Here is a 22,831-nt window from a genome sequence, read left to right on the forward strand (position 1 = left end):
TTTCTCCCATCTATTTTCGTTTTAATCTCTGTTTACGGCGGTTTTTCCCATCTGCCATCGCCTGTTTACGGAGATTAGATGATTCAGTGACAGCTTTCTTTTCTTCCTTTACTCCATGTATCTTCTTCAGTTCGGCAGCCAATGACGCGATCGTCGGATGGCTATACATCATGACCACCGGAACCTCTATGCCATAAATTGATTTGATATGACCGCTCATCTGCAGCAAATCAAGGGATGTCGCACCCATTTCAAAGAAGTTCTCATTCACATCCGGTTCATGATGAAAAAAGGAGCTGAGTACATCACTCAATGATGCTTCTAGACGATCATCTATGATCTGCGATATTTCTTGAGACGGCTCTTCTTCCTGCTGCATTGGTGTTAAGCGATGTTTCATTCTCTCACCCATGTCTCGAACGGAAACAAGAATTTGCGGATAATCTAGACGCAGAACTTCCTGAAAGGCCTTTATCCCTTGTTCTGGTAAAATTCCCGCCTGCTCCTCAAGTGCCATCATGTCATTGACTTTGGCCACTAATGCTGAGTCGTGTGCCATACCGACTTTTTCCCAGCGATCCCAGTTTAAAGAAATCACTGGCTTCCCTTCCTGCCTCTTCGCATGAGCAAAGCTGTCCATAAAAGCATTGGAAGCCGCATAAGCCACTTGTCCAGCCGCTCCAAGAAAGGACACAAGGGATGAACAAAGTAAAAAGAAGTCGAGCGTTTCATCCTTGAGTGCTTCATCCAGCACATAGGTCCCGTTGATTTTTGCCTGACACATGCGAATTTCATCGTCTGCTGTTCTTGCTTGGATGATCTTCCCATCTGCCTCTCCTGCCGCATGAATGACACCATGTAAATCACCAAATGACGTATGAGCCAGCTGGACCGCTTTCTGCACAGCATCTTGATCTGACACATCACCGTGTACAACTTGTACATCAGCTCCTAACTCTTCAAGAGTCATCAGCTTTTTCACGGTCTCAGCTTCTTTCCCATCTGCATCACGAAGCTCATGCCATGCAGAGCGTTCACGTATTTGTACTCGGCTCATGAATACAAGTTTCGCTTGATACGTTTCTGCTAAATGTTTAGCTAATGTGAAGCCAATGCCCCCCATACCGCCGGTCATGAGGTAAACGCCATGAGTCCTGAAAGGCTGCTTGGACGATTCCTCTTTGTTTAAAGGGGTACTTGAAGCCTTTCGAACCCACCTGCTGTTCACGCGATACGCCACGACCGCATCTTGATCGTGCATTGCAACCTCGTATGAAAGAAATAGCGGCCAGTCCGCCTTTGTTTCCTGACATAAATCAATGTGCTGACACGCAATATGCTGATATTCTTGAGGAATGGTCAGAGCCAGCCCAGTACATGTTGCTTGAAGAGGATTGACCTTCTCCATCCCGATTACATCATGCGCTTGGTTTGTCACAAGATGAAGACGGATGGCTGTGTTATGATACTGGCTGATCAGCCTGACGAGATCGAGCACAGATAAGTAGTTTGGCTGATCACCTGTATCTTCTGTTAGTTCATCATGCATCCAGATGATCTCTTCCGGTATAAATTCAGATTGCTGCAGTTCAGCCATCACCCACTCTAAATGTGACAGCATATGAACGTCAGCCTTCATCAACTGGTCATTTTCTTTGATCGTATGATCACTTTGACATACGCTGACAACCTCTGCATGCCGTTCTTTCAAATAAGCGCCAATATGACCATTTTTCTCAAAAACCAAGATACGCTTCCCTTGATGATGCTTCTCTTTTAGTACAGGTGCAGAGCGCTCCCATACCGGGATGTAAAACCAGTCTTGAAAATCAGCTGAGAGTTTCTCCCCCTTTTCTGATGGCGCTAAAGCGGTCATCAGCTGATCCGCTTTAAACTGCGGAGAGGGGAATATTTGATGCTCGAATGGATATGTTGGCAGTGACACTCGATATAGGGCCTTTTCTTTTCTGACAGCGCTCCAATTCGGTTCCACTCCGAAACTCCACAGCTTCCCTATAGCCTTTTTCATATATTCATCATCAGCAGCTTGTTCTTTTGGATGTCTCACCAATGAAACAGCCGCTGCTTTGTTCACATCATAGTCATCATGTCGTCTCACAAATTGAGTTAACGTATGACCTGGCCCCACTTCAATGAAAACCACTTCTCCAAGTCCAAGTAACGTCTCTACTCCTTGACTAAATAAAACAGGCTGCCTGATATGAGATGCCCAGTAATCAGGTGATGCGGCTTGTTCATTTGTTAACCAGCTCCCTGTCACATTCGAAAGGATCGGAATCTCGCCCTGCTGATAGGTGATCTCCGAGAGAACGTTCTTAAACTGTTCGGACGCTTCAGCCATCATACTCGTATGAAAGGCGTGAGAGGTTTTCAGCTTTTGGACAGAAGCTCCTCTTTTTTCGGCTTGTTCGAGATAAATCTGTAACCGTTCTGAAGAACCGGAAACAACGGATAATTGTGAGCTATTCACTGCAGAAAGCTCGACACCTTCTGGAAGATCATGTTCAATCTCATCGGCAGGGAGTGACACACCGGCCATTTCACCTGGAGGCATTTTTTGCATCAAACTGCCTCTTTTTAAAACGATCCGGATGGCATCTTCAAGGTTGATCATACCGGCCACGCAGGCAGCTGTGATTTCTCCAATACTATGACCAATGAAATAATGCGGACGTATGCCTAGTCCCATCAGCTTCGATGCGAGCGCATACTCAAAACTAAACAAGATGATTTGTGTATATGATGTTTGCTGCATGAGTTGTTCTGCTTTTATGAACTCTTCTTCGGTTGTTGGATATAACACGTTCTCGATCTCAACACCTGATAACGATAAAATAATGGCAAAACATTTCTGAAGCGTTTGTTTAAATTCAGGGTCTTTCTCATATAAATCCTTGCCCATATTCACATACTGAGCACCTTGTCCAGAAAACATCCAAACGACCGCAGGCTGTTGAAAGGCCTTCTGCGGCTGGCCGGCTGACTGGAATGTGCGGCCCGGACCTGCAAGAAAAGCTTGTCGATAAGGAAAATGCTTTCGTCCCTCTTGCAGGGTAAATGCAGCATCGGATAGTGTGACATGCTTATGTTCTTTTAAATAAGATGTCATTTGTTCAGCAGACTTTTGAACCGCCTGCTTCGATCTTGCCGAAATCACCATTAGTTCATGATCTCTTTCTACTGACGGTTTGTCGGCGACGAGTGCCTCTTCCATGATCAGATGTACATTCGTTCCACCGACTCCAAATGAACTGACCCCGGCACGCAGCGGCTGCTCTGATTTCGTCCATGGTACAGGTGTTGTATTTACATAAAATGGGCTTGATTCAAAATCAATTTTCGGATTCGGTTTTTTATAATGAAGGCTAGGCGGCAGCATCTGATGGTACAGACTAAGCGTTGTCTTGATAAAACCTGCAATCCCTGCGGCTGAGTCAAGATGACCAATATTGGTTTTCACAGACCCAATCGCACAAAACTGTTTTTTATCCGTTTGAAAGGCTTGCTTTAGTGACTCAATTTCAACCGGATCTCCAAGAGTCGTACCTGTGCCATGTGCTTCAATATAAGATATACTCTCAGCTTCTACACGACTGATGTTGAGTGCCTTTTTAATCACTTCGCTTTGTCCTTCTATACTTGGTGCTGTGTAGCCAACCTTCCGTCCGCCGTCATTGTTATAGGCTGAACCTTTAATCACGCCATAGATATGGTCCTTATCCTTTAGTGCCTGCTTTAATGATTTGAGCACAACAACACCGCAGCCCTCGCCGCCAACGGTCCCTTCTGCCTGTTCATCAAAAGTCCGGCAGTGCCCATCCGGCGACATGATCATGCCCTCTTGATACATGTATCCTTTTTTGTGAGGGGTCGTAATGGTGACGCCGCCGGCGAGTGCCATTTTACATTCTCCAGTAATCAGGGCGCGGGCCGCCATATGAATGGCAGTCAAAGAGGAAGAACAAGCTGTATCAACAGCTACGCTCGGTCCCTTCAAATTCAATTTGTAGGATACCTTTGTGTTCATGAAATCTTTATCTGTTAACTGAACAGCCGCAAATTGTTCAGATGAGTGATTCGTTCTCATCAGCATGGAAGCAGCTTGCCAATATAAATTCGCAGAAGCAGCTCCAAATAAACCAATCGGTTCCTGATAGGTTTCAGGGTTATAGCCTGCATCTTCAAGGGATTCCCATGCCACCTCATGAAACATGCGTATTTGCGGGTCCATTACTTCTGCTTCACGCTGTGAATAACCAAAGAAATCTGCATCAAAGTGATCATGCTGATCGACTGCTCCTTTGGCACGTACATATTGCTCATGGTCTAATGCTTCTTTCTCAACCCCTGCCTCAAGCAGCTCTTCCTTCGAAAAGAACGTAATGGACTCTCTTCCATTTGCAAGGTTGTCCCAAAAGTGATGAATATTCTTTGCTCCCGGAAAACGGCAGGCCATCCCAACCACTGCAACCTCTAATCCTGTGAACTTACTCATCTATCATCCCGCCTAACAGTTGAGCGGCACTTTCTAAGTCATCCGCTTCATTTTCTTCATCATTTTCGATCTGTTTCTCTTGCCCTGAGACTTTGTTTCTCAATTGAGCGGCTATTTGCGAAACAGTTGTATATTGGAACAGCTCCATCACTGTCAGCTCCTGCTGAAATTCCTCTTTCACTTTATTGGACAGTTCAACGATATTAAAAGAGTTCCCGCCTAAATCGAAAAACGGTTCATCTATACGAATCTGCGCAGCAGGGACTTGTAAAATAGATGCGAAAATGCGAACAAGCTTCTGCTCTGTTTCATTATGTGCTTGAATGGTCAACGCCTCTTGATTGCCTGCCACTTGATCTTCTGGATTCGGCAGTGCTTGGATATCCAATTTCCCTGATAGATTCAAAGGAAATTGTTCTATTTGAATGACATGCCTCGGCACCATATAACCTGGTAACCTTTCACTTAAAGACTGACGAAGCGCACGCTGATCTATCGCTTGTTTTGCCATCATATATGCGCAAATGTATTGGTCCTGATCCTTCGTTTCCTTAGGAATGACAATGACATCTTGAATCAGCCCTTGCATATGCGGGTCATCAAGAATGGCTCTGCGGATCTCCTCGAGCTCAATTCGATATCCTCTGATTTTCACTTGGCCATCGTTTCTTTTAGCAAATTCTATCAACCCATCAAACCGCCATCTTGCAAGGTCTCCCGTACCGTATAACATCCCGCTGCTCAGCTCTGGTTTTTTGATAAATTTCTCCTTGCTCAGATCAGGGTGATTGATGTACCCACGACCTACACCATCGCCTGCTATATATAGTTCGCCAAAGACGCCAATCGGAACTGGCTCCCCTTGCGCGTCACATATGAAAATATGCTCATTCGGCATCGGCTGCCCAATAGGAATGACCTGCTCGTCCCAGTCATGGGGAATCAAAAAGGATGATGACTGAACCGTACATTCAGTCGGCCCATACGCATTAATCATGATCGGTTTTTCACCTGATATATGCTGTAAAAATTGATCCATCAGCTCTTTTGTGAACACCTCTCCGCCCACTAGCAGCATGTTCAAAGCAGGCAGGTCTTGTTTTGACTGCGCTGCTGCCTTGTTCATCAGCTTTAAGTGAGAAGGGGTCACATCAGACAGCTGAATGTGGTTTTCTTGGTAAAACGACCATAACGCATGCCCATCCATACGGACTTCATCTTTGGCAATATGCAGCGTATGCCCGAGGAGCAATGCCGGGAACAATGTTTGAACAGACGCATCAAAAATGTGTGAAGCCAGCATCCCTACTTGCAAAGGATCAGGGAGCAGATCAAAAAAGCGCGTTTTCATCCCATATACCAAATTAATGACATGACGATGTTCAATAACGACCCCTTTTGGATGCCCTGTCGTTCCTGATGTATACAGGACATACGCCATATCCGAAGGCGAAATAGACCAAGCCAGATTCTCTTTTATTGGCGATTCTTGAAGCATGTCTTGAATCACATGAACCTCGACATCCAATCCTTCATGTCCTTCTGCATCCGAGACAATAGCTGCAGCACCGCTGTTTTTGAGCATATACCGAATTCTTTCGATCGGCAGATGGACATCAATCGGTAAATAAGCATAGCCAGCCTTTAAGATGCCAAGAATGGCAATGACCAGTTCAGCAGACCGATTCATTCTGAGTCCAACAGGAGTCTCACGTGTCATCTCACTTTGAGACAGTCTAAGTGCAATGCGATTCGATAAATCATCAACCTCTTCATATGTATAGGAGGTGGTGCCAAACACAACAGCCGTTCGTGCTGGATGCAATTGGACTTGTTCTTGAAATAACGACACAATATCACGATCCACTGGATAAGCGAGCGACTCTCCTTGAAACGAATCAAACAGCTGACTTTTCTCCATATCAGATAAAAATGAGTGTGTGCTCATCGCTTGTTCAGGCGTTTTGAGACTTTGCTCTGTGAGTGTCATGAAATGTCTGGAGAACTGATCCATCATTTGATCGTCATAAATGGAAGCATCCCAGTGAACTTCAGCATGAAGGTAATCTTGTTCTTTCTTCCAAACAATGAGCACATCCGCATGCAGCTGCTCTCGGTCAGCATGCCCATGCAATGGCTCAAACGCACATGCCAGATTGACACGCTTCTTGTCTTCTCCTACTGAATGCCAAAGCTCATCCATTAAAATATGAACAGGATAGTTTTGATGACGCACTGCCTCCTGAAACGATTGTTTCACTGCCTCTAGCCCTGCGCTAAAGCTCATATGAGGCTCAATCTCTGCCTTAAGCGCCAGCATATGATTGATGGCTGATTGATTGGCAGACTGTTCCATTGTAGGAACAGTCACCATCAACTCAGTTTTTCCGCTATAACGTTGAAGCAAGCCAAAAGCAGCTGTGGTCAGCACGATAAACAGGCGCAAATCAGAATCTCCACATAATTGCTTTAACGAATGGTTCATAGCCACCGGGAAGGACGAATGAAGCGAACGGTTTATTTCAGCAGGCTTGGCTTGCGAAACCGTATGAGGAATGCGGCCATCAAGCTGGACACCTGATAAAATAGATGTCCAGTAGGCTCTTTCCCTCGCCTTTTCCTTCGCCGCTGCTTTCAGTTGAAAATCATCATGTTCAATCACTCTTCCATTCACCTCTTTACTTATATTTTTAAGTCATCTAATTCGAAAAGAGATACGTCGTCTAATTGCTTGAATGAAGAAGTCAGTTCGATCTCTTCTATTCTCATCGCATCTGCTGAAACAGCCCGCATGATGTCTTTCAGCAAGCCTGCAATCCGCTGAATGGTTTCCTCACTGAAAAGCTCAGTATTATATTCAATCGTTGAAGAAAGACCGTCTTCCTGCTCATACGCAATCCAGAGTAAATCAAAGCGCGACGTTCCTGTCTCATACGGATAATCACTAAAGGTTAAACCGCCTACCTTCAGTTCTGGCTGATTCATATTTTGCAAGGCGAACACAGCATCAAACAATAGATTCCGGCTGACACTCCGGCTTAACTGGAGGTCTTGAACCATTTGTTCATATTGATATTCTTGATGTCCGAAATCACCGATGACATGTGCCTTCACATCCTGAAGGAATTGCTGGTACGTCAGCTCTGCTTTAGGATATAAACGAAGTGGCAGCATATTGACAAAGATACCGATGACTTGCTGCAGCTCCTCTTGTTTTCTGCCTGCTACCGGAACCCCGACCGTGATATCTGATTGTCCGCTTAATTTATGAAGCAAAATCTGATACACACTTAACAGACCCATAAACAGAGTGGCGTCTTCTTTTAAAATCATTTGCTTAAACGCGTTCAGCTCTGCTTCTTCTATACGGAACGTATAATGCCCACCGCGGAATTGTCTCACCTCTGGCCGATCGAAATCTGTTGGCAGATCAAGTAGCGGGGCACCCTCTAACCGGTTTTTCCAGTAATCACTCGATTCTTTCAGTGCTTCAGACGCAAGCATGTCATTTTGCCATTCTGAAAAATCTTTATATTGCAGAGCGAGAGGCTCAAGCGTCCTGCCGTCATATAACTGCATAAAGTCGTTGACCAAAATATCTTGAGAAAGACCGTCTGAGATAATGTGGTGCATGTCCAGCATGAGCACGAATTCCTCTTTTGCCAGCTTCATCACACCGACTCTCATCAATGGAGCTTCACTTAACGTAAAGGCAGTCAAAAATTGTTCAATCACTTGTTTTTGATCTTCCTCAGATCCTTGTGTCGATCCCTTTGTGAGGTCAAACAATGTGACTGCAAATGGTACCTCTTCTTCAATCTTTTGATAAGGGACGCCATTCTCTAGTACAAACGCTGTCCGCAAACTTTCGTGTCTCTTAATGAGCTGCTGAAAAGCCCATTCCAACCTGCTGATATCGAGTTTTCCTTTGATTCGTCCCGCTTTAAACTCGTTGTATCCTGTGCTGTTTACATCCATTTGCTGCATGAGATACAACCGTTTTTGCGCAGACGACAGAGGATAATGCTCCTTCACTTCGGCTTTTTCAATCGCATGATAAGCAGCAGTATCTGCTTGGTCGATATATGCTGCCATTAATCGTATCGTAGGTATTTGGAAAAATTGTGGCAGCGTCAGCTCTACACTAAATGCACGATGAATGATGCCAATGAAGGTAATCGCCTTAAGAGAATCTCCACCCATTTCAAAGAAATGATCATCTATGCCAATTTCATCAATCTTAAAGAATGCTTGCCAATGTTGACTTAATTCCTTCTCCAGCTCTGTTTCAGGTGCCGCATAATTCGTTGAAAGCGCTGGCCGAGAATACAAGTTTCCATCTTGTACATGCTCTCCGCCGCTCTCTTCCTCACGGGATAAACGGTCTACATATCTGTGAATACGATCATGTAAAGATGTTGTCGAAATAACCATTTGTTCCACTTGATCCAGTGAAAGCAATCGTTCAAAGATCATTCTTCCTTCTTTTTCTGTAATTAACGTTTCGGTGACATCATCTCCGATTGGAAGATCGAGCTGCTTCCCCTGCTCAAATTCCCAGCCGTCAAAGCTAATGACAGACCACTGTGTTTCTGAACGTAGATTGCGTTCATACACGTACGCATCGATGAAATGATTCACAGCTGTATAGGCTGTAAAACCGAGTCCGCCCAAGATCGGTGACAAAGATGACAGTACAAAACAGAAATCAAGGGATCGATCACCTAAGGCGGCATCAAGATGAAGTACGCCATTCATCTTCGCTTCAAAATGCGGCTCCGAAAATGTGACATCTGTTTGCTCCATCACCCGGAAAGATTGGTCGCCTGTCACTCCAGCTGCATAGATCACACCGTCGATCTGTCCATATGACGCATCCACTGTGTTGATCAATTGCTGGATATCTTCCCTGTGACGAACGTCTACTTTCTGTATGAGAACGTCTGCGCCTGTCTCTTCCAGTGCCATTACCTTTTGTATTTTTTTCTTTGTTGGATCCTGTTCATCGTGCGTAGACAGCCATTCTTGCCACTTGCTTCTATCAGGGAGTCCAGACCTGCTCGTTAAGATTAAAGTTCCCTTCGTTTGCTCGGCCAAAGTCTGGGCGATATTCAATCCAATAAACCCAAGTCCGCCAATTAAAATGTATACACCATCTTTTTTAGCCAAATGAGCATGTCCTGTTTCGGGAACTGAACCTTTCGCATACTTTTTCACATATCGCTTATTTCGTCGATAGACCGTGAGAAGCTGTCCATACGCTCGATCTAGCTCATCGCTTATTTGCTTCAGCAATCGCTTTTCTTGAACCCCATTTTCCACCGGGCGATCAATATCAAGAATGCGGTAACGCAAGTTCGGTGTTTCTTGTGAAATAACCATGGCAGGTCCTAGATGGATCGCTTTTTCAGGATAAAGTTCAGGCTCCCCGCCAACGGCATACGTCAATGAGGAAAGAACGGTAATCGATACCTTTTGGTCCAAAACATATTTTTTCAATGCCTGGCCGATATAAAGCAAGGAGTAATAAGCATCTTGCTGCGTTTGCTTCACCCATTCTTCTTCCGTGTGAGATGGCTGTCGTTCTGAAAGCCCCCATAGATGACAAACTTCTGACACGTTGATTTCGTCATCTGCCAGATTTGATATGAGCCTTTCATAATCAGATGGCTCATGTGACCGAATGGTATAGCTTTTTTCGTCATGCTTCGTAAATTCATTTCCTTTACGAACCACTACGAACTCGTTCCGTTTCGTCAGGAGCTCAGCCGCAATCTTCTCTCCGAAAGCAGATGGCTCTGCAAACAAAAGCAAGGCTCCGGCAGACGAATCATCTGATGGCACGCAAGGTAAAAGACCCGCTTCCCAATGAGGGGTATAGAACCATTCATCCATTTGCTGCTTTCGTCCAGACTGCTTTGGTTTTTCGTGCTTTACACGATCTGCTGCATCATACCAATAGGAAGTTTGATCAAACGCATACGTTGGCAGCGGCATTTTCCGCGGCTGACGGTTTAGATGGAACCTGTTCCAATCAATGGATAATCCGTTTGTCCATAGACGTCCGATCTGCCCAAGTAAAAATTCTGTATCCGTCACATCTTGTTTTGCATGTCTGAGCACATGACATACATGCTGATTCAGGCCGTTCAATGACCTGTTAACCATCACGCTTAAATCTTGTCCTGGTCCAATCTCAATTAATTGAATATTGTCCTCTTGTAAAATATTTGTGATGCCTTCAGCAAAGCGAACTGTATCGGTCATATGCCTTTTCCAATAAGACATATCTTTCGCATTCGTATCTGTCATCCAATCTCCTGACAAATTCGAAATAAATGGAATACGAAGTGTTTTGGCTTTCATATGCTTTAATTTTTCTCCGAATTGCTCCGCTGCCTCCTTCATGACATGTGAGTGGGCAGCAATGGTTCCACCTAACCGCATACACATCAATCTGTTGCTTTTCAGCTCTTGTTCAAATTCACTTATCGCCTCTTCTAGACCTGACACGATACATGAGGAATCATTGACAACCGCGAGAGAAATATTTTTTGGAAGCATCGGTTTTAGCTCTGCCTCAGGTAATGGAACACTCATCATGACGCCAGCTGGTGACGATTGCATCGCATTCGCACGATAGGCGACCATGGACATTGCGTCCTTTAAGCTGAATAGCCCTGATATAGCGGCCGCCGTTAATTCGCCAAAGCTATAGCCGATCATTGCATCAGGACGAATGCCCCATTCAATGAAGAGCATGGATAAGGCATATTCAATGGCAAAAATGGCCGGCTGTGCATATTGAGTACTTGCTAATTTTTCACGCGCCTTGTCTGTTTCAGCCGCTAATGGGTAAAGAATACGGGCAAGACTTCGCCCCGTTGCTTCTTCATATGCTTGAAAACAAGCATCCATTTGCTTCTTAAAGTAAGGCTCTTCCCGGTACAAATCTAATCCCATATTGAGATATTGATTGCCTTGTCCAGAAAACATAAAAATAATCTTTTGTTGCTCCACATGCGAATGCATGAGCTTTCCAATGCCCTTGCCTTGCTTTTCTGTTAATACTCGCAAAGCATCTTCTCTGCTTGCCGCAACAAATGCCTGACGGAAACCAAAGAACTGTCTTCCTGTTTGCAGAGTATAAGCTGCGTCTGCCAAATTGATAGAAGGCGTGTTTTCTATTTGGTTTACGAGTTTGTCTTTCATTCGTTCCAAGCTCGTTTTGCTCTTTGCTGAAAGAACAAGCAGCTCAGCAGAACGAGGCATTTGCTGACGATCTCTTTGTGGTGCTTCTTCTAATATGACATGTGCATTGGTTCCACCCATTCCAAATGAGCTCACCCCAGCCCGCCGCAAATGTGAAGCTGGCTGCTTCCAGTCGGTCAGCTCAGTGTTTACAAAGAAAGGGCTATGTTCAAATGCAATGTTTTCATTGGCTTTTTTGAAGTGAAGACTAGGTACAAATGTGTGATGCTGAAGCGAAAGCACAGCTTTGATCAAGCCAGCTGCTCCTGCCGCTGCATCCAAATGTCCAATATTGGTTTTGACAGACCCAATACGGCAAAATTGTTTTTTCTCTGTGTCGAAAGCCTTTGTGAGCGCCTCTATTTCAATCGGATCACCAAGTGATGTTCCAGTTCCATGTGTTTCCACATATTCAATCGTATCTGGTGAAACATCTGCTTGATGTAAGGCATCCTGAATGACACGTGTCTGTCCTTCAACGCTTGGAGCATTGAAACCAACCTTTTGATCACCATCATTGTTAATAGCAGAGCCCTTAATGACCGCATAAATCTGGTCACCATCTTCTATGGCTTCACTAAGTGCTTTTAAAGCAACAAGACCAACACCATCTCCTCCAACAGTTCCATCTGCTTGATCATCAAAGGCGCGGCAATGGCCATCGCTTGATTTCACCATGTTCTGCTGATAAACGTAGCCTGATTTCACTGGGTGCAGGATCGACACACCTCCCGCAAGTGCTACATCTGAATCACCATTTGCAATGGATTGACAGGCCAAATGCAAGGCGACCAAAGAAGTCGAACAAGCGGTTTGCAGCGTGAGCGCCGGTCCTTTCAAATTCAATTTATGGGCAATTCTTGTACTCACAGTATACGTATCATTGAGTGAACCCACTTCAAACAGCTCTGACATGCTGCTATCAAGGGAAGCTGCAAAACGCTGAATCCATTGAAAGTTCGATGTGGACCCAGTAAACAACCCAACTTTACCCGTATAATCTTCTTGCACATACCCCGCATCTTCCAGCGCCTTATAGGCGTACTCATGCAGGAGGCGTATTTGAGGATCCATCATTTCTGCCTGACCTGGCGAATAGCCGAAGAAGGATGCATCAAATAAATCAGGTCCATCAATCACACCTTTTGCCCTCACATAATCGGGCCGTTCGAAGGTCTGACGGTCAATACCAGCTTCAAGCAGTTCTTCATCGGAAAAGAAGGAAATTGATTCTTCTCCATTCTTCAAATTTCGCCAAAATGCCTCAACATTTTTCGCACCAGGGAATTTACCAGCCATTCCAATAATGGCAATCGGCTCATTGGCTTTTCTTGTCTTTTGTTTCACAGGCTGCGTGCCTGCCGCTACCTGCTCTGAATCGCCGCTTAAATATGCGGCAAGCTCTCTAATCGTTGGACGGCGGAACATTTCAACCATTGGAATACTTTGATTCAATTGCTTAGCGAGCTGTTGATTGACGTGGATTAAGTTGAGTGAATGCCCGCCAATGTCAAAGAATTTGTCATGAACACTTACCTCATCTAAGCCGAGGACTTTTTTCCAGATGTCTTGAATGACTTTCTCAGTATCAGAAAGATGGGCAGCGCCCGCCTGCTTATTCGTTTGCTGCGCCTGTTTCAAAGCAGGTAATGCCCGTTTATCTAGTTTGCCATTGGCAGTCAGGGGCATATCATCCAATTGAACAAAGTGAGTTGGGATCATATAATCCGGCAGCTGATCAGCCAACGCTTGTTTCATTGCAGCTTGATCAAGTCTGGCTGTCGTGACAACATATGCGGCCAAACATGGTGTACCAGAAGCATCTGGCTTTACAACAACAGCTGCTGCTTTCATACCTGGCTGTTCATTCAGCCAAAATTCAATTTCACCTGTTTCAATACGATAGCCTCTCAGCTTCACTTGATCATCATTTCGACCTAAAAATTGAATGAGCCCATTAGGCAGAATGCGGGCTGCATCACCTGTTTTATAAATTTTTTCACCTGGCTGGAAAGGGTGATCGACAAACCTTTCTTCGGTGAGTTCCGGTCGATTCAAATACCCTTTTGCGACACCTTTCCCCCCAATATATAATTCACCGACGGTTCCTTCCGGCATGAGATTCATATGTCTGTCAAAAAGAAGAATATCTGTATGCTGTGCAGGCTTTCCAATCGGTACATACACGTCTTGATCAAAATCCTGGTCATATCGATGAATCATGCAGCCAACCACCGTTTCAGTTGGTCCATATTCATTCACAATTTCAATTGGCTGCGGGAAGGACTGCTGAATGGATTTCGCTAGAGATGTTTCCAGCTGTTCTCCGCCTAAAATGAAACATTTCATTTGGCTGTCTGGGAAAGACAAATGCTTAATAAACTGTAAATGAGATGGTGTCAGTTTCATCACATGTACGCGATTATCTTTTATGATGTCTTCGACAAGCAGCTGCCGGTTTTCATGGTGGTAAATCATGATGGTATTTCCTGAAATGAGCGGCGTGAAAATAGAAGTAACCGTCAGGTCAAAGGACAGTGAAGTATACAAAGCAAAATGCCTTGTTTCTCCTCGAACATATACTTGCTTCGCCCAATCAATATAGTTGGCTAAGCCAAGATGATGAATGAGTACACCTTTAGGTCTTCCGGTCGTACCTGATGTATAAATGCAGTAGGCTGTTTGGTCTGAGGTGATGGCTTCTGCCAAGTTGTCTGATGGTCCGGTGTATAGATCCGGCTGTGTGATATCAATTTTTTCTCCATGATAAGCATAGGTGAGCCCTTTAATTGGATGAGTTAAGAGCCATTCTACTCCGCTGTCTTCTAATAGATATTCTATTCGTTCCTGCGGGTATTCAGGATCAATCGGCACGTATGCACCGCCAGCTTTTAAGATCGCTAAGCATGCTATCACCATTTCAATGGAATGCTCTGCTAAAATGCCGACACGCTGCTCCTGTTTGACTCCTTTGTTTTGTAAATAATGTGCGAGCTGGTTCACTCTCTTATTGAGTTGTTCATATGTAACCGTCGTATCGCCAAACTCAACTGCGGCTGCCGCTGGCGTTCGTTCCACTTGTGCTTCAAAAAGGTCAATCACCGTTGGTTCATTGCTAGATGTTGCCCCGCCATACTGCCGGAAGACCGCTAATTGCTTTTCTTTCTCTTCTTCTGATAGCAGCTGTAGCTGAGCAGCAGATTTGTGCGGATGAGCACAGGCATCAGACAGGAGATGAAGAAAATGCTGACACCACTTTTCGATTTGTTCAGCTGAAAAGCTGACGGGGTTATACACCAATGAAAAGTGCAGCTGATCATCAAACGCCTGGACACTAAGCGTGAGATCGAATTCTGTCTGCTCAGTCATCTCAAATCCACGAATACGAATAGGCTGATCGTTTTTCGTGAGCATTTGATCTAGTGGATAGTTTTCAATGACGACGATTGAATCAAATAACGATTGCTCTGCCGTCATTCCTGCATATTTCTTTAAATCAGATAGCGGTGTATGTTCATATTCATTTCTTACAGCTATCTCACGACTCACTTCCTGCATCTGTTCAAGAATCGGCCGCCCTTGTTCGAATGAGACCCGCAGCGGCAATGTGTTAATGAACAGCCCTGTCATCTTTTCAATATGAGGGACATCCGCATTTCTCCCTGATACTGTTGTCCCAAAGACAATATCATCTTGGTTGGCATACTTAGATAGCAAAACTCCCCACAGCGTATACATCACAGATGCGAGCGTCACGTCATATTGATTCGTGAATTTGCTCAGGCTCTCCGCAATGGAAGTATCCACTTGATGTTCATATTGATGAAAAACTTCTGAATTTTCATATGCGCCGCTTGACTTCGGAAGCAGTTCTGCATAACTCCAGCCATTGAAAACATTTTTCCAATAGGCGGCTTGTGCTTCTGTCTGTTGAAGGTTTTTCTGCTGCCATTTGACAAATGATTGGTAGGGCGGTCTTTGTTCAAGAAGAGGTTTGTCCCCATTCGATAAGCGCTCATATGCACTCATCCAATCGCTTAATACAATCCCAAGGCTCCATCCGTCCAATAAAATGTGATGGAAGCTAATGAGAACCCAGCTTACTTCATCATTCACTTCACATAACGTCAGGCGAAATGGGACTTCCTGCAGATCAAAGCGTTCTTCTCGGTTCTGTGCCGTCACCTCCTCTTTCAGCACATGAAGAGGCTCCTTAGCTTGTGTCAAATCTCGATATCGAATGTCTGGCTGGTGCTGCTTCAGCACAATTTGTACTGGTCTTGCGAGTTCCTGCCATCTGAACAATGTTCTAAGCATTTCATGCTGTTTGGTGACATTCGTCCATGATTGTTCAAAAATGTCTCGATCTATCGGTCCGTCTATTTCGATCAGCAGTTGTTCAAAATAAGCTGTTCCGTTCGGTTCCATTAAATGATGAAACAGCAGTCCCTCTTGGATCGTAGTGATACCTAACATATTTTCAATGTTCTGTTTATCCAGCTTCTGCGGCTGTAAAGCCATGGGATCATCTCCTTTCTCTCTAAGAATGTTTCACGAAATAATGGCGTAAACCATAGTTAGCAATAACCTGCTGCTGAATTTGCGAAGTTCCTTCAATAATTTCAAGCACCTTCGCTTCACGATATAGTCTTGAAGCTGAGTTTTCCCGGCTAAATCCACTTCCGCCATGGATTTGGACATTTGTATTTGTAATGTCAACGGCGATTTTAGAGGTGAAATATTTTGCAATGGATGTTTCTGTGATTGCATCAGGATGATTCGCTTCTCTCATTTCCCCAGCCTTTAGGCATAAGGCTCTCGCTGCATGGAGCTGGGTAACCGCATCTCCGATCATGCCTTTGATCATTTGATGCTTGTACAATTTTTCATTAAACTGTGTTCTTTTACGTGAATACGTGACAAGAGAATCAACGGCTTCTTGTGCGATGGCAAGCCCTGCCCAAGCGACACTGTATCTTCCATGGTCTAATGCGAGTGACACCACGTGGTTAAATCCGCCCCCAACAGGTCCTAAGACACAGTCTTCATGCACCTGGACATGATCTAGAGTGATTTCCGCTAAATATGATGCTCGATTGGCCATCATTCCTGTAATTCTCTCAATCTCTACACCCGGCTGATCTCGATCGACAAGGAATGCCGTGACTTGTTCACCGTCTCTTGCAATCACAATAAAGAAATCTGCAATCGCACCAAAGGAAATCCACTTTTTCTTCCCATTTAATACATAGGATTGTCCTTCTTTTTGATAGCTTGTTTCAACATGATTGGCATCTGAACCAATATTCGGCTCTGACAAAGCAAAGGCACCGATTTTTTCTCCTTTAGCTAATTCAACAAGCCAGCCTTGTTTTTGGTCTTCTGTTCCATAACGAAGAATGGCTTCTCCTACGAGTGAATTCACTGTCAATAATGTCCGTACATTACAGCAAGCTTTTCCCACTTGTTCCGTGAACTGTCCATATGCTATTGGATCAAGCCCCAGCCCTTGATAGGAAGACGGTATACCTGCTGCCAAGTAGCCTCTTTTCGCCATATCTCGAATGAGCGACTCTGGTAAATGTTCCGTCTCATCGAATTCATTGGCAAAAGGACGGATATGTTCATCGCAATACTGTCGTATTTCTTCAATGGCATCGATCGTTTGTTCAGCTGTTTTCATGAAGAGCGGCCCCCTGTTGTTTTCTCTCAATTAAGGCGACAATGCGATTGACCGTACTAAAATGAGCAATGTCGAGGTCTTCGTTATCTAATTGGAAGTGAAAATCATGTTCGATATAGTTCACTAGTTTCATCGCAAATAGAGAATTGACAAAGCCTTGTTCAAAAATATGATCATCATTTCCAAGCTCAATTTCCTCATCAAATACCACTAGGTTTTGCTCGATATAGGCTCTTACTTGTTCGTGTAGGTTCATGATTTAATCTCCTCGCTTTTCGCTTTTTTATTGTTTGGCTGGATCTTTCTGATTTAATTCAATATTGACATCTACGTATTCTGGGAAAGGCTGAATCATGCTTAAATCATTTTCAAACAAGATATAGCCATCCTCCCCCTTCTCGATTTCTTTGAAATTCGCAAACTTGTATGTGATATACATCATGCGGTTTCGGTCGGTTTGTTTAAAGTCAGCTACAAGGCGCTTTCCTCGCTTTTTCGCTTCTTGCAAAATCGTTGTGAGTAAAATGGTCCCGACACCACGAGACATGACGCGGCAAGACATAAGCAGCAGTTTGACATGCCATGTGTCGCCTGTTTCTTCTATTAATGAGAGTCCAATTTTTCCATAGGAACCGAATTTATCTTCAAGTTCACAGACAAGCAGCAAGTGAGAATCTGATTGACGGAAGAAATCAAGTTCTTCATAATCATAGGTTTTCCCGCTCGCATTTAATTGATTGGTACGGACGGTCAGCTCTTCAGCTCGCTGGAGGTCTTGTTCTCCTGCTTCTGAAATCACGAATTTCATATGTAAAGACGCCAAGAATTTCTCAGGCGGCCCTTCATATTTCTCTTCTTCCTGCTGCCTTTGGTCCGCTTCTAAATACATTCTTCTGCGTCGTCTGGCATCTTCTGTGATAAAGACTGGACGCAGCCGATCATCAGTGAGTAATGACATATAATCCACTGCATCCCAGCACGTAATCTCTGGATGAACAGCCTTCACTTCCTCTCGTTCAAATGGCTGATCATCAATAAAGAGAATGGTATCTTTATGAATATTTAGGCGCTCGCTGATTCTCTCTAAAGAACTAGATTTGGCATTCCAATGAATCTCTGGATAGAGAAAGAAATGCTCGATCCCAAAGGCGGAGAGCTTTTCCCTCACGGCTGCTTCATCATTCCGGCTTGCAATAGAAAGAAGGATACCGCGCTCATCTAATTCTGTTAGCACTTCCTTCATCGAAGGCTTTAACATCACTTCATCTGATTCAAGTAAAATTCCATCCCATAATGTATGATCTAAATCCCAGACAACACACTTGATTTGCTTAGCCATTTGTTTTTCTCCTCTCACATGTCATATTGGAAAAAGCCTTTACCTGATTTTTTGCCGTACTCGCCTGCGTCGACCATTTTGACAAGTAGAGGACATGGACGGAACTTCGGATCTTTGTAGCTCTCGTATAAAACAAGCAATGAATTCAAAATCGTATCAAGTCCAATTAAGTCCCCTGTCGCAAGTGGTCCCATTTTATGGCCGAAACCTCCGCGGAAAATTTTATCGACATCTGCTGGTGTGGCGACTTGATCTTGCACCGCCCAAATCGCTTCGTTGATTGTCAGCATAAGCACACGGTTGGAAACAAATCCCGGAAAATCATGCACCACAACAGGTGTTTTATCAAACGATTTCAAGAAACCTTTTGCGGTTTCAACTGTGTCATCAGAAGTTGCTTTTCCTCTAATCACTTCAACCAACGCTTTAAGAGGAACAGGGTTCATAAAGTGCGCCCCAATGACCTTCTCAGGGTGATGCATAAGGGACCCTACCTTTGTAATCGAAATACAGCTCGTGTTTACAAAATAGATGGTTTCTTTCGCACAAATATCTCGCAGCTCTTCATAAATGGGTTTTTTAATCTCCCAATCTTCCGTCACATTTTCAATGACGATATGCGCGTCATGTAAGCCTTCATGTGAAGTTGACAGCTGGATTTGAGACAATACATCTTCTAAAGACAATGAGATTTTCTTCTTTCTCACAAATTGAACCAGTTGATAGGTCTTCTTGATTTTTTCCAGCGCTTCATTTAGTTTTTCTTCTGTGACATCAACTAATGTGACTTGATAGCCATTTGCTGAAAGGTCTAATGCCATATCAGCCCCCATCACACCTGCTCCAATCACACCTACGTGCTTCGTGTTCATTTCTCCAACACTCCAATTCGCTTTAAAATGACATTGATTTTTTCTACGACTTCATTTGTTAATGAATGAATAAAAAAGTGATCTCCATCGAATTCAAAAAACGCACAATCTTCGCTTGTATATTGATCCCAATCGTCTAAATCGAACAGCACAGAAGGCAAATCACGTGTACCATAAAAAATAGAAATTGGACAAGCAGCTGGAACGACTTCATCACACAGATAGGTCTCCAAAAGCTGAAAGTCTGCTCTTAAAATCGGCAGAAAGAAATCAAGCACTGCATGGTTATCGGCAAGTTCCTCAGGAACGCCTCCCATTGCAATGATCGCCTCTTTTAGTTTGGAATCTGACAGTTGATGATAGACTTTCTTTTCTGGAATATGTGGTGGAAAGCGCCCAGAATAAAAGACATGGACAGGCTCTTTGTTTAACTTTGTTTTCATTCTTTTTTGTAATTCATACGCAAGGACGGCTCCCATGCTATGACCGAAAATGGCATAGGGCTCTCCTTCTTTTAAGGAGGAGGACGCCTGTACATAAAGATCATCTGCGACCTGCTGTAAATCGGTTAGAACAGGTTCTGTCATTCTTGTCCCGTGCCCAGGGAGTTCAAGGGCATGAATTTCTATCGACTGGTCTATATAAGATTTCCACGTACTGAATACGGTACTTGCCCCACCTGCGTACGGTAAGCAAAATAACTTCACGACACGCCACACTCCCTTTTGCATTTGATTGCCAACGCTTCCAGCCAGTGTTTTTCATCATGAATGATTTGTTCTAAAGAAGCTTTGATATTGGCTTGGTACCTACTAGACATCTCACCTGAGAAAAGGAGTTTTGCTGCCTGATGCCTCGCTTTCTCCCATTCTGATACAATACGTTCCATCCATCCCACCAGCTCAGGTAGATCGCCTTTGATGAGATTCAGCCGATACAGCTCCACTTTCTTCGTATTGATGATCTGATTGAACGACGCCACGAGCTTCTCGATATCATTCAATTGCGGATACTGCTCATAAAATGTTTCAAGAGCTGTGATTCCTTTTTCGATTACGTCTATCTGACCATGCATATTTCTCAGGAAATAAGTCGTTTTTTGATCAAATAATTCAGTCGAGAGCTTGTCCGGTTCAAAGTAGAAGGACGCATAAGAATGAAATTGATCATTCGGCTGAAAATGATCATGAAAGGTGTCATACCCTTTCTGTACATCTTTAAATGACAGCACTTGATGCTCATAAGACAAATTATCTAAATGCCGATTCTCTAACACTTGAAAGGTTTGCTGATTTTCATCGAAACCCGTAATTAAAATTGAATGACGGCTATGGGTTGTCAAATACTCTTTCCTGCCTCTCTGAACGTAAGGGTCTACCCACACAATCACAGGGCGGTCACACGTCACATCTTGTTTGACCTTTTCAATGAGATTTGCACAATACGTCATTTTTTCGACTTGAATGCCTTGTAAATTCATAATCTTTTCTGGATCGTGTGCCGACATCCAGTCAATCTGCAGCAAGCCGTCCTCTGAAAGCCCATAGGCAAATAGATCATTTAATAAGTATGGAGCGACTTCTTGATCATGCAGCTTCACAATTGGAAAAAAGCAATTGAAGAAACAGCTGCGATAAAACAAATCATTATAAGGATGAATGCCCGAAATCTGTTTGACGGTCATCTTTTTTTCCTCTCTTTCCAGCAGTAGATGTCACCATAAATCCTTTGATGAAACCAATCGTACAAAACCAAATGAAAAACAAATAATAAGAAATCGCTAATTCAATGAGAGAGGAAGGTCCCCATACAAAAGTCATTTTCCAAGGCAGCCCATTAAAGGCTAGCTGCGAAAGAATCATTGGCAGGAGCAATATCCCAATTAGCAGCACCACCCAGACGCTACTTTTCAGCCATACGCCAAGTGACATGTCCCTGCGAACTAAAGCGCCGTTTCTTACACGCTTTTTCCACTTGATAAAACGAACGACAGACACCATTTGCAGTAAAATAAAAAGACATGTGGCTGCAAGACTCAATTGATCAATGAGCTGAAAAGGATCCATCGATGATTCTGCTTCTTCATTTGTGCCCGTAATCGTATTGGCAATAAGACGTGCCGTTTGCTCTGTGTAGCTGCTATTCATATTTGCTAACACTCCAATAGCAACGCCTTCTTTTGGCTGGATCAGAAAAAATGATGAATAGTTTGGGTTAGAGCCTGCATGAAAAAGTGATGACACCTGCTCATGCGCCTTTTCTATATACCAGCCGGCATTGTAATAGACATGCTTCCCTTCTTCTGGGACATTCACAGTTAAGTAATCCGGATTTTTTACAAAACGAGACCAAGTTGAATCGGTCAATTGATATTGCAGCCAAGTCCCCACATCCTGACTATTCATCACAATATAGCCTGCAGGGGTGTTGCCTCGATATTCTGGTGCTTCATAAGCATACGGAGCAAGGAAATGCAGTTTAAATCCTTCTGAGACAACACCGGACTTCATGCGTTTTAGCCCAGCCTCCGTTTGGTCAAGGTGATGCCTTTTAAATAGTTCTTTCATATAAGCCTCATATGACGTTCCTGTTACATTTTCAATGATGAGACCAAGGACATCATAGTTGATGGTGGCATATTCAAAGGAGCTGCCTGGCTTACGATTAAGCTCAATTGATTTCAGCTGATGGACTGTTTTTTTCAGCGCATCCTTTGCAGTATCAGGCTGGATAAGCGCAATGGATTGAAAGGGAATGCCGCTTGTGTGATGCATTAATTGCTCCACCGTCAAACGCTGAGGCTTTCCATGGTATGTTGGAAAAAAACCTGGAATATAGCTGCTCACCGGATCTTTTATATGAAGTTTTCCTTGCTTCTCTAACTCCACAATAGCAAGGGCGGTAAACGCCTTTGATGTAGAACCAATTTCAAAGAAAGTACTGGCTGTCACTTGCTCCTTTTTCTTTCGATCCGCATAACCAAAGCCTTTTTGGTACACCACTTCGTCCTTTTTCACAACCACAGCGGACATGCCTGGAATGCGCCCAAGCTTCATCTGTTCCTCTATCACTTGATCAATGTCTTTAGGTGAAATCACTGCTTTTGCATGTGTCCCCCCAGCAAAGCTGCTTATCCATAAGACCGCTAATAAACATGACATGTAGATAAC

The 22,831-nt window shown here is 43.9% G+C and carries 10 protein-coding genes; all 10 read right to left on the bottom strand.

Annotation, left to right across the window (positions count from 1 at the left end; translation table 11 throughout):
* Positions 1-10: 10 nt before the first annotated feature.
* The 10 genes from C6348_RS16605 to C6348_RS16650 are packed head-to-tail and all read right to left on the bottom strand — an operon-like array spanning position 11 to position 22,822.
* Positions 11-4,516, bottom strand: coding sequence for a type I polyketide synthase (locus C6348_RS16605; protein WP_106043771.1), 4,506 nt, complete (start codon positions 4,514-4,516; stop codon positions 11-13).
* Positions 4,509-7,178 carry a non-ribosomal peptide synthetase gene (locus tag C6348_RS16610; protein WP_106043772.1) on the bottom strand — a complete coding sequence of 890 codons (2,670 nt, stop codon included), beginning with the start codon at positions 7,176-7,178 and terminating at the stop codon, positions 4,509-4,511. Before C6348_RS16610 ends, C6348_RS16605 begins: the two co-directional genes overlap by 8 nt.
* Positions 7,179-7,198: 20 nt before the next feature.
* Positions 7,199-16,288, bottom strand: coding sequence for a hybrid non-ribosomal peptide synthetase/type I polyketide synthase (locus C6348_RS16615; protein WP_106043773.1), 9,090 nt, complete (start codon positions 16,286-16,288; stop codon positions 7,199-7,201).
* Positions 16,289-16,307: 19 nt separating this feature from the next.
* Positions 16,308-17,450: an acyl-CoA dehydrogenase family protein gene (locus C6348_RS16620; RefSeq protein ID WP_034664692.1), complete on the bottom strand. Its 1,143-nt coding sequence runs from the start codon at positions 17,448-17,450 to the stop codon at positions 16,308-16,310.
* Positions 17,437-17,706, bottom strand: coding sequence for an acyl carrier protein (locus C6348_RS16625; protein WP_034664694.1), 270 nt, complete (start codon positions 17,704-17,706; stop codon positions 17,437-17,439). Before C6348_RS16625 ends, C6348_RS16620 begins: the two co-directional genes overlap by 14 nt.
* Before the next feature lie 27 nt (positions 17,707-17,733).
* On the bottom strand, positions 17,734-18,789 hold the full coding sequence (locus tag C6348_RS16630; RefSeq protein WP_034664698.1) for an HAD-IIIC family phosphatase: 1,056 nt from the start codon (positions 18,787-18,789) through the stop codon (positions 17,734-17,736).
* A gap of 14 nt (positions 18,790-18,803) precedes the next feature.
* Positions 18,804-19,661 (bottom strand): 3-hydroxyacyl-CoA dehydrogenase family protein, encoded by an 858-nt coding sequence (locus C6348_RS16635; RefSeq protein WP_106043774.1) that lies wholly within the window; start codon positions 19,659-19,661, stop codon positions 18,804-18,806.
* Positions 19,658-20,368 carry a thioesterase II family protein gene (locus C6348_RS16640; RefSeq protein ID WP_106043775.1) on the bottom strand — a complete coding sequence of 237 codons (711 nt, stop codon included), beginning with the start codon at positions 20,366-20,368 and terminating at the stop codon, positions 19,658-19,660. Before C6348_RS16640 ends, C6348_RS16635 begins: the two co-directional genes overlap by 4 nt.
* Positions 20,365-21,345, bottom strand: a complete 981-nt coding sequence (locus tag C6348_RS16645; protein ID WP_106043776.1) for a C39 family peptidase — start codon at positions 21,343-21,345, stop codon at positions 20,365-20,367. The genes C6348_RS16640 and C6348_RS16645 overlap by 4 nt, the downstream gene beginning before the upstream one ends.
* Positions 21,308-22,822, bottom strand: a complete 1,515-nt coding sequence (locus C6348_RS16650; protein WP_223251590.1) for a serine hydrolase domain-containing protein — start codon at positions 22,820-22,822, stop codon at positions 21,308-21,310. The genes C6348_RS16645 and C6348_RS16650 overlap by 38 nt, the downstream gene beginning before the upstream one ends.
* Positions 22,823-22,831: the final 9 nt, after the last annotated feature.

The sequence above is a fragment of the Bacillus sp. YBWC18 genome (assembly GCF_002998775.1).
GTDB lineage: Bacteria > Bacillota > Bacilli > Bacillales > Bacillaceae > Bacillus.